The organism is Phenylobacterium sp. (assembly GCF_030645195.1).
Classification (GTDB): Bacteria; Pseudomonadota; Alphaproteobacteria; order Caulobacterales; family Caulobacteraceae; genus Phenylobacterium.
The window spans coordinates 56,775-65,037 of sequence record NZ_JAUSLW010000128.1; the positions used below are offsets into that span (position 1 = coordinate 56,775).

At 67.7% G+C, this 8,263-nt stretch carries 7 protein-coding genes; 5 read left to right on the top strand and 2 right to left on the bottom strand.

Annotated features, from left to right (window positions below; all coding sequences use genetic code 11):
- The first annotated feature begins 215 nt into the window (after positions 1-215).
- Entirely contained in the window at positions 216-2,897 is a 2,682-nt protein-coding gene (locus Q7T09_RS11105) for a TonB-dependent receptor (protein ID WP_304699682.1), read from the top strand.
- 212 nt (positions 2,898-3,109) lie between these two features.
- On the opposite strand, the gene Q7T09_RS11110 is transcribed toward Q7T09_RS11105, so the two are convergent.
- Positions 3,110-4,240: an alpha-D-ribose 1-methylphosphonate 5-triphosphate diphosphatase gene (locus Q7T09_RS11110; RefSeq protein WP_304699683.1), complete on the bottom strand. Its 1,131-nt coding sequence runs from the start codon at positions 4,238-4,240 to the stop codon at positions 3,110-3,112.
- Between the two features lie 23 nt (positions 4,241-4,263).
- Positions 4,264-4,971: a phosphonate metabolism transcriptional regulator PhnF gene (gene phnF / locus Q7T09_RS11115; RefSeq protein ID WP_304699685.1), complete on the bottom strand. Its 708-nt coding sequence runs from the start codon at positions 4,969-4,971 to the stop codon at positions 4,264-4,266.
- Between the two features lie 166 nt (positions 4,972-5,137).
- On the opposite strand from phnF, the gene phnG reads away from it, so the two are divergent.
- The 4 genes from phnG to Q7T09_RS11135 are packed head-to-tail and all read left to right on the top strand — an operon-like array spanning position 5,138 to position 8,235.
- A complete protein-coding gene (phnG, locus tag Q7T09_RS11120) occupies positions 5,138-5,608 on the top strand; it encodes a phosphonate C-P lyase system protein PhnG (RefSeq protein ID WP_304699687.1) in 471 nt (156 codons plus the stop codon).
- Positions 5,608-6,222 carry a phosphonate C-P lyase system protein PhnH gene (phnH, locus tag Q7T09_RS11125; protein ID WP_304699688.1) on the top strand — a complete coding sequence of 205 codons (615 nt, stop codon included), beginning with the start codon at positions 5,608-5,610 and terminating at the stop codon, positions 6,220-6,222. Before phnG ends, phnH begins: the two co-directional genes overlap by 1 nt.
- Before the next feature lies 1 nt (position 6,223).
- Complete coding sequence (locus tag Q7T09_RS11130) at positions 6,224-7,330, top strand: carbon-phosphorus lyase complex subunit PhnI (RefSeq protein ID WP_304699690.1); 1,107 nt, start codon at positions 6,224-6,226, stop codon at positions 7,328-7,330.
- Positions 7,327-8,235 (top strand): alpha-D-ribose 1-methylphosphonate 5-phosphate C-P-lyase PhnJ, encoded by a 909-nt coding sequence (locus Q7T09_RS11135; protein WP_304699691.1) that lies wholly within the window; start codon positions 7,327-7,329, stop codon positions 8,233-8,235. The genes Q7T09_RS11130 and Q7T09_RS11135 overlap by 4 nt, the downstream gene beginning before the upstream one ends.
- Positions 8,236-8,263 lie beyond the last annotated feature (28 nt).

Below are 8,263 nucleotides of genomic sequence, written 5' to 3' on the forward strand. Positions count from 1 at the left end.
ACCCTTAGGCCGAGCGCGCGCCATACGCCTTGATGGCGGTCAAACCGCCCCTCGACCATGATCACCCGCCTCGCCGTAAGCCGGCTTTCCCATCCGCGCCCCGCGGGCGACTCGGCCGTCAACAAGTTGCGGCGCGATCACCAATGTTTCTCGCCAGCGTGACCTAATCGAATCGGTGGCCCCCTAGACGTGATCTCCTCACCGGAGGGGTCAACATGAAGTTTCGGCACAGTCATCGCGAGGCCGCGCTTTGCGGCGCGGCGTTATCAGTCCTCATCCTGGCCGGCGCATCGCCCGCCTGGGCGGCGGACGCGGCGGACGCCGACGGGGCGGTTTCGGAATTGGTGGTCACAGCGCCGATCCGCGAAAGCCTGGAAAAGTCGCTGGCCATCCAGAAGGAAGCCGACAACGTCGTCAACGTCATCGCCGCCGACACCATCGGCCGCTTCCCCGACGCCACGGCCGCCGGCGCGCTGGCCCGCCTGCCCGGCATCGGCGTGCAGCGCGACCAGGGCCAGGAGCGCTACATCCAGATCCGCGGCGCGCCGACCCGCTGGACCACCGTCGCCCTCGACGGGATCAACGTCCTGGGCGCCGAGGACCGCATCTTCCGCTTCGACTCCGTGCCGGCGGCCCAGATCAGCCAGGTGGTGCTGAACAAGACCCTGCTGCCGGACATGCCGGCGGAATCCCTGGCCGGCCGGGTGAACATCGAGACCTTCTCGCCCCTGAGCATGCCCGGCTTCCACGGTACGTTCGACGCTGGCGGCGGTTTCGTCGATCTGGGCGACGGACCAGTGAAGCAGTATTCCGGCCGCCTGTCCTGGGCCAACGACACCTGGGGCTTCAGCCTGATCGGCTCGCACTACTCCTTCGAGCAACAGACCGACAATTCGGAGCCCCGGTTCGACGCGACCGGCATCACCCAGCTGCGGATCACCAAATACATCATCACCCGGCAGACCGAATCCTACTCTGCGAAGGTCGAGTACGCTCCGAACGACGACAATCGATTTTCGTTCACTCACCTGAAGACCGAGTTCAACGACTTCGAGGAGCGCAACCAGTACCGCTTCCAGTACAGCAACGCCTTCTCCGGAACGCGCAACTTCCAGACCGCCGACCTGATCGGCGTGCCGCAGGACGCCTCGTTCGAGGACGGGATCTATTCCAACGGCGTGTGGTTCACCGTGCTGCACGGCGAGCACAAGCTCTCCGACTGGAACATCGACTGGAATCTCGCCCACACCTCCACCGAGTTCAACACCTATACGCCCCTCACCACCCAACAGACCTCGACGGGGCTGGGGCGTCCGTCGGCGGCCAACGCCCTGCTGCTGCCCTCCATGCAGCTCCAGGTGAACGCCATTGCGGGAGGCATCCCGTTCGCCACCCTCTACGACACGGTCAGCGTCGGTGGGGTTCTGACCCGCGGGCCGCAGCGGACCTCTCTCAACCAACTCAGCCTGAACGAGGAGTTCGCCAGCGAATTCAGCTCGCGGCTGGAAACCCAAGCCGTCACCGCCAAGTTCGACATCAACCGAGACTGGACCAGCTTCGGCGCCGAAGCCACCTTCAGCGCCGGCTTCCAGTATGACGACCGCAGCCAAGAGAACCAGGACGTCGCCCTGGTGCGGGCCGACGGCACGGTGGTCTCCAACAATCGCTCCGGCTTCAACCTGCGCAACGTGGCAACGCAACTCGGCCTGCCGTGGAATCCGAAGGCCTTTGTGACGTCCAACGCCTGGGACACCGGCTTCAACTTCGGCTTCACCGCCAACTACATCCACAACCCCGCCTGGGCCTATCAGCAGCGGCTGCTGATGGAGACGGCGCGGGCGGCCAACAAGGCGGGCACGGGCAATTTCGCGGTCTATGACTTCGATCCGCGCTCGGCCAATACGGTGGACGAGACCGTGGCCTCCGCCTACGCCATGAACAGGTGGAAGTGGGACCGCCACACCCTGATCGCAGGTCTCCGCGCCGAACGCACCGAGGTGACCACGGAGGGCCTGGCCATCGCCGGGACGGCGCTGATTCCGCTCAACTTCGCCAGCGAAGAGACCCACGTCTTCCCCAGCCTGCACTACACCTTCGACTATGCCGACGACGTGAAGCTGAGAGCGGCCTTCATCTCGGGCGCGGCGCGGCCCAGCCTTGCCGACATGCGCGCCTCGGTGACGGTCAACGACACGGCCCAGACCGTCACCGGCGGCAACCCCTTCCTGACGCCGGAAACCGCCTACGGCGTCGACGTCTCGGCCGAATGGTACTTCGCCCCGGCCTCCCTGCTCGCGGTCAGCGCCTATCACCGCGAGATCAAGGACGTGCTGTTCGACGCCTCCACCCCGGTGGGCGACGACAGCTACAACTTCGGCGGCGTCAACCGGAGCGGTTATACCTTCAACACCACCCTGAACGGCGGCGCGGGACATCTCAGCGGGGTCGAGTTCGTCTACTACCAGCCCTGGACCTTCCTGCCAGGATGGACCTCCGGCTTCGGCTTCCAGGGCAGCCTGGCCCTCACCAAGGGAGAGTTCGAGACCCCGGACGGCGCGACCGTAGAGTTCCCCGGCACCTCGGACAGGATCATCGGCGCCACGCTGTTCTACGAGAAATACGGTCTTTCGACCCGTCTAACCTATCAGTACCGCACGGACTGGCTGGACGAGGTGTTCCCCAGCGGCAGCGCGGCCAACTCGAACCTTTACTGGGACGAGACCACCCGCCTCGACCTCTCGGTCCGTTACCAGGTGAACGATACTCTCTCGCTGTTCATGGACGCCAACAACCTCACCAACGAGCGTGGCGTCCGCTACCAGGGCCAGGAAAACCGACCCTACGAGGTCGAAGGCTTCGGCCGCAAGTACCTGTTCGGCGTCCGCGCCAGCTTCTGATCCCCTCGTCCGGGCGCCGTTGGATCCCCGTACGGCGCCCGGTCGACCACTCAGCGTCCCTGCATGCCCAGCAGGGACGCCTTTTCTTTGGGGCTAAGGCCAGGCCGATGGCGTTGGGATCGAGCGCGACCGGCCGTCCCGCCTCAACGGCGGCCGGCGCGGACAGTCGCCCTGATTCTTCAAGATGTTGAGGGTGGCGATCCGCGCGGGCCTTAGGCCGCCCGAGCGCCCTCGACCCAGACGCCGCGCACCACCGGCAGGCCGCCGCGGGTGCTGACCCGGATCAGGTCGGCGCGGCGGCCGGCCTCGATGACGCCGCGGTCGTGCAGCTGCGCGGCGCGGGCCGGCGCCTCGGTCACCAGGGCCACGGCGCGGGCCAGGCTCCAGTTGAATGGCGCCTCCGTAAGGGCGAAGGCGCACTCGATCAGGCTGCGGGGCACGTAGTCGGAGGCGAAGGCGTCCAGCAGGTCGGCTTCGGCGAGCTCCGAGGCCGGGACATTGCCCGAATAGGAGCCGCCGCGGATCAGGTTGGGACCGCCCATCACCACGATCATGCCGCGCTCCCGGGCGCGGCGCGCGGCCTCGATGGTCACCGGGAATTCCGAGACGGTGGCGCCCAGGTCGGCGGCCTCGTCGATGTGCTCGACATCCTCGTCGTCGTGGCTGGCCAGCGGAATGCCCCGGTCCTTGGCCAGGGCGGCCACCAGTCGGCGGTGGTTCACAGCGTTGCGGCTCTGGCGGTCGCGGATGCCGGCCATGCGCTCGTCGATGTCCTGGGCGGACATGCCGCCCGCGGCCCAGTTGGCCAGGTGCTTCTCGATATTGCGGTACTGCCTCTGGCCCGGCGTGTGGTCCATCAGCGAGAACAGCGAGGTCAGGGGATGACCCGCCAGCTGCTCCAACCGCGCCGGCAGGTCGTCGGCCGGAGTCTCGCAGCGCCAGTGCAGGCGATGGTCGCCCTTCAGCAGGCCGGCGTCGCGCGCCGACAGCAGACCCTGCGCCAGCCGGGGCAGGTTGTCATGGTTCCGCGCGATGGACGGGTTGAAGGTTCCGATGCTCAGGCTGTCGAACACCGTGGTCACCCCCACCGACAAGCAGCAGCCGTCGTGGGTTACCGCCGCCGAGACCGGGTTCCAGTCGATGTTGGGGCGCGGAAAGAAGTGCTTTTCCAGGTTGTCGGTGTGCAGGTCGATGACGCCTGGCATCAGGACGTCGCCGTCCAGGTCCTCGCCCACGCCGCCGCCACGATCCACCGCGACGATCCGGCCGTCGCGCACCCGCACCGATCCGAGGAAGGAGTCGTCGGCGGTAACGATCCGGGCGTTCTTGAAGGCGAGGTCCAAGGCGGTTCCTTTCGGGTTTCGGATCAGGTCCACTCTGGATCTGGGAAATCGATCACCACCTCTGTCGCCGAGCGCGAGATCCCATATTCCAGGGGCCGGCCGAGACCGTCGATGTTGAGATAGCGGTGCACCAGCAGGGGCACGTGCCGCGGAATGCGCAGCTGCTCGGCTTCCTCGACGGTGGGCAGGCGCGCCGAGATGGCGGTCCGGCGGCGCGTATAGTCCGGGATTCCGGAGTCGATCAGGGTCTGGGTGATCGAGCCCCGGGACCGGTACATCTCGATGAAGGTCGGGAATCGCTCGTGGCTGAAATGGTGCTGGCTGATGCCGGTGGGCTCATCGTCGATGAATCGGCGGCGCTCCAGATAGATCACCGGCTGTCCGGGCCGCAGGCCGAGCTGCGCGGCGATCTTGGCGTCCGACGCGCGCGTCGTCAGCTTCAGGGTCTCGGTGCGCGGGATCCGGCCCCGCTCGCGCACACGCTCGGAGAACCGGGGTCGCCGTTGCAGCTGCATGGGCGTCGAGGGCCGCCGGACATAGCTGCCCCGGCCCTGGGTGGACTCCACGATCCCTTTGTCCTGCAGGTCCGACAGCGCCCGGCGGACCGTGTGTCGGTTGACCATGAACTCCCGCGACAGCTCGAACTCGGTGGGCAGCTTGTCGCCGGGCGTCAGCTCCCGAGCCAGAATCCGGCTCTCCAAGGACTGTGAGATCGTTCGCCATAGGGCCATGGCGACATCGGTATCAGATACTCTTAGCAGTATTGCGACATCGAACTAGACAAGTCTTACTTGTGTCAAAGAACCTTCATCATTGGTTTGTTGCCGGACAACCCTCGCTCAACTAACACTAAACTTAATTGAATACAACAACCTGCCTACTTGTCGGAGTTTTGGAATGGTGGTCAAACCAGTTGTCGAGGCGGCGCAGGAACGGCGGCGCTGGCTTTCCATCCTGGCCAAGGCGCAGCCGGGCGAGGTTCTGAGCGCCTGGGAAGACCTGGAGGCCCGCCCCGAATACCGCGCCCTGCGCAGCCCCGAGATCGGCATGGTCCTGGTGCGCGGCCGCATGGGCGGGACGGGGGACGCCTTCAATCTCGGCGAGATGACCGTGACCCGCGCCGCGGTGCGGCTCGACAGCGGCGAGACCGGGATCGGCTATGCCGCCGGCCGCGACCGCAAGCACGCCGAGATCGCCGCGGCGGTGGACGCGATGATGCAGTCGGCTGATCTGCGCCCCGCCGTCGAGGGCGCCGTGATCGCCAAGCTGGCCCGCACCCAGGACGAACGCCGCAGCACCTCCGCGCGCAAGGCCGCCGCCACCAAGGTCGACTTCTTCACCATGGTCCGCACGCGGAGCCCCGGCTGATGTCCGCCCTCCTCGATCTCGCCGACATCGCGCCGGCCTTCCCCGACCCCACCCGCGGCAGCCAGGCGGTCTTCCGCAAGGTGATGGAGGCCATGGCTCGGCCGGGCGTCATCCATGACCTCGGCTTCGCGCCCGACGCGCCCCAGGGCCTGGATCGCGCCGCCGGCGCCATCGCGCTGACCCTCTTCGACTTCGAGACCAAGGTCTGGCTCGATCCCGCCCTGCGGGGCGGGCTGGCCGAAGGCTGGATGCGCTTCCACTGCGGCGCGCCGTTGACGCAGGACCCGATGGCCGCCGCCTTCGCCCTGGTGACCGATCTCGCCGCGGCGCCGGCCCTGGCCGCCTTCAACATGGGCGACGCCAAGTATCCGGACCGCTCCACCACCCTGATCATCCAGCTGCCGGCCCTGGAGGGCGGGCCGCAGGTCGTGCTCACCGGCCCCGGGATCAAGGCGGAGATGAGCCTGGCGCTCGCGGGCCTGCCCGAAGGCTTCTGGCCCCAGGTCCAGGCCAACCATGAACAATTCCAGTTCGGCGTCGACCTCATCTTCGTCGCCGGCGACCGCGTGACGGCGCTGCCGCGCTCGACGCGCGTCACCATCAAGGGAGACTGACATGGCCTATGTGGCAGTTAAGGGCGGCGAGCGGGCGATCACCAACGCCCACCGCTGGCTCGCCGAGGATCGCCGCGGCGATGTGGCCATCCCGGAGATCGAGACCGATCAGATCCGCGAGCAGCTCTCGCTCTCCGTCGACCGGGTGATGAGCGAGGGGTCCTGCTACGACCGCGACCTCGCCGCCCTGGCCGTGAAGCAGGCGGGCGGAGACCTGCCGGAAGCCATCTTCCTGATGCGGGCCTACCGCACCACCCTGCCCCGCTTCGGCGCCTCCCTGCCGGTGGAGACGGGTCAGATGGCCGTGCGGCGCCGCATCTCCGCGGCCTTCAAGGACATCCCCGGCGGCCAGGTGCTGGGCCCGACCTTCGACTACACCCACCGCCTGCTGGACTTCACCCTGGCCGCCAACGGCGAGACCCCGCTGGAGGGCGCGCTTGAGGCCGAGGAGCCCCAGGCCTATCCCATGGCCACCATCGCCTCGGTCTTCGCCCACGAGGACCTGCTGGAGCCCGACGCCCGGACCGAAGATGCGCCGGCGCCCTTCGACCTGACCCGTGAGCCCATGGCCTTCCCGGCCGGCCGCGACCAGCGGCTGCAGGCCCTGGCCCGTGGCGATGAGGGCTTCCTGCTCTCCCTGGCCTACTCCTCCCAGCGCGGCTGGGGCTCGACCCACCCGCTCTGCGCCGAGATCCGCCTGGGCGAGGTGGCCGTCGAGTTCGTGCCCGACGAGCTGGGCTTCGCCATCGAGATCGGCGACCTGACCCTGACCGAGTGCCAGATGATCTCCACCTACGGCGGCGGGATCGACACCGCCCCGCAGTTCACCCGCGGCTATGGCCTGACCTTCGGCCACTGCGAGCGCAAGGCGATGTCCATGGCCATCGTCGACCGCGCCCTGCGGGACGCCGCCGCCGGCGAGGCCTCGGCCCCCTGCCAGGACGAGGAATTCGTCCTCTACCACTCCGACAATGTGGAGGCCTCCGGCTTCGTGCAGCACCTGAAACTGCCGCACTACGTCGACTTCCAGGCCGACCTCCAGCTGATCCGCCGCCAGCGCCGCGAATATGCCGAGCGCGCCGCCGCGATGAAGGAAGCCGCCGAATGACCGCCCGCCCCAACGAGCCCGAGCGCTACTACAACTACGCCTACCTGGATGAGCAGACCAAGCGGATGATCCGCCGCGCGATCCTGAAGGCCCTGGCCATCCCCGGCTACCAGGCGCCCTTCGGCTCCCGCGAGATGCCGGTGCCCTATGGCTGGGGCACGGGCGGCATCCAGCTCACCGCGGCGATCATCGGCCCGGACGATGTCTACAAGTGCATCGACCAGGGCGCAGACGACACCACCAACGCCGTCTCCATCCGCCGCTTCTTCGCCCAGGTGGCCGACGTGGCCGTCACCGAGGACACCGGCGAGGCGACCATCATCCAGACCCGCCACCGCATTCCGGAAAAGCCCCTGACCGAGGGCCAGGTGCTGATCTTCCAGGTGCCCCAGCCCGAGCCGCTGCGCGGCCTGGAGTCCCGCGAGACCGAGACCCGCGCCATGCACGCCTATGAGGAATACGGCCTGCAGTACGTCTCGCTCTACGAGAGCGTGGCCACCCACGGCTACATCGCCTCGACCGTGGGCTATCCGACCATGATCGAGGAGCGCTACCTGATGAGCCCCTCGCCGATCCCCAAGTTCGACAACCCGAAGATGGGGGACAACCCGGCCATCCTGCTGTTCGGCGCCGGGCGCGAGAAGCGCATCTACGCCGTGCCGCCCTACACCAATGTCCGCAGCCTGGACTTCGAGGATCACCCCTTCGAGACCCAGACCTGGGAAGAGGACTGCGCCCTCTGCGGCGCCCAGGACAGTTACCTGGACGAGGTGGTGCTCGATGACTCCGGCGAGCGGATGTTCGTCTGCTCTGACAGCCACTTCTGCGCCGAGCGCCGCGCCGCCGGCCATGCCGGCCCCATGGCGGGCCACCAACTCGCCGCCCTCGACAAGGAACCGGCCTGATGGACGCCGCCGTACTGACCAAGCCGGC

What these genes read in the sequence shown, in the direction of transcription:
- Q7T09_RS11105 (WP_304699682.1), top strand. Translation starts at nt 216, where the DNA reads ATGAAGTTTCGGCACAGTCATCGCGAGGCCGCGCTTTGCGGCGCGGCG.
- phnF (WP_304699685.1), bottom strand. Translation starts at nt 4,971, where the DNA reads ATGGCCCTATGGCGAACGATCTCACAGTCCTTGGAGAGCCGGATTCTG.
- phnG (WP_304699687.1), top strand. Translation starts at nt 5,138, where the DNA reads ATGGTGGTCAAACCAGTTGTCGAGGCGGCGCAGGAACGGCGGCGCTGG.
- phnH (WP_304699688.1), top strand. Translation starts at nt 5,608, where the DNA reads ATGTCCGCCCTCCTCGATCTCGCCGACATCGCGCCGGCCTTCCCCGAC.
- Q7T09_RS11130 (WP_304699690.1), top strand. Translation starts at nt 6,224, where the DNA reads ATGGCCTATGTGGCAGTTAAGGGCGGCGAGCGGGCGATCACCAACGCC.
- Q7T09_RS11135 (WP_304699691.1), top strand. Translation starts at nt 7,327, where the DNA reads ATGACCGCCCGCCCCAACGAGCCCGAGCGCTACTACAACTACGCCTAC.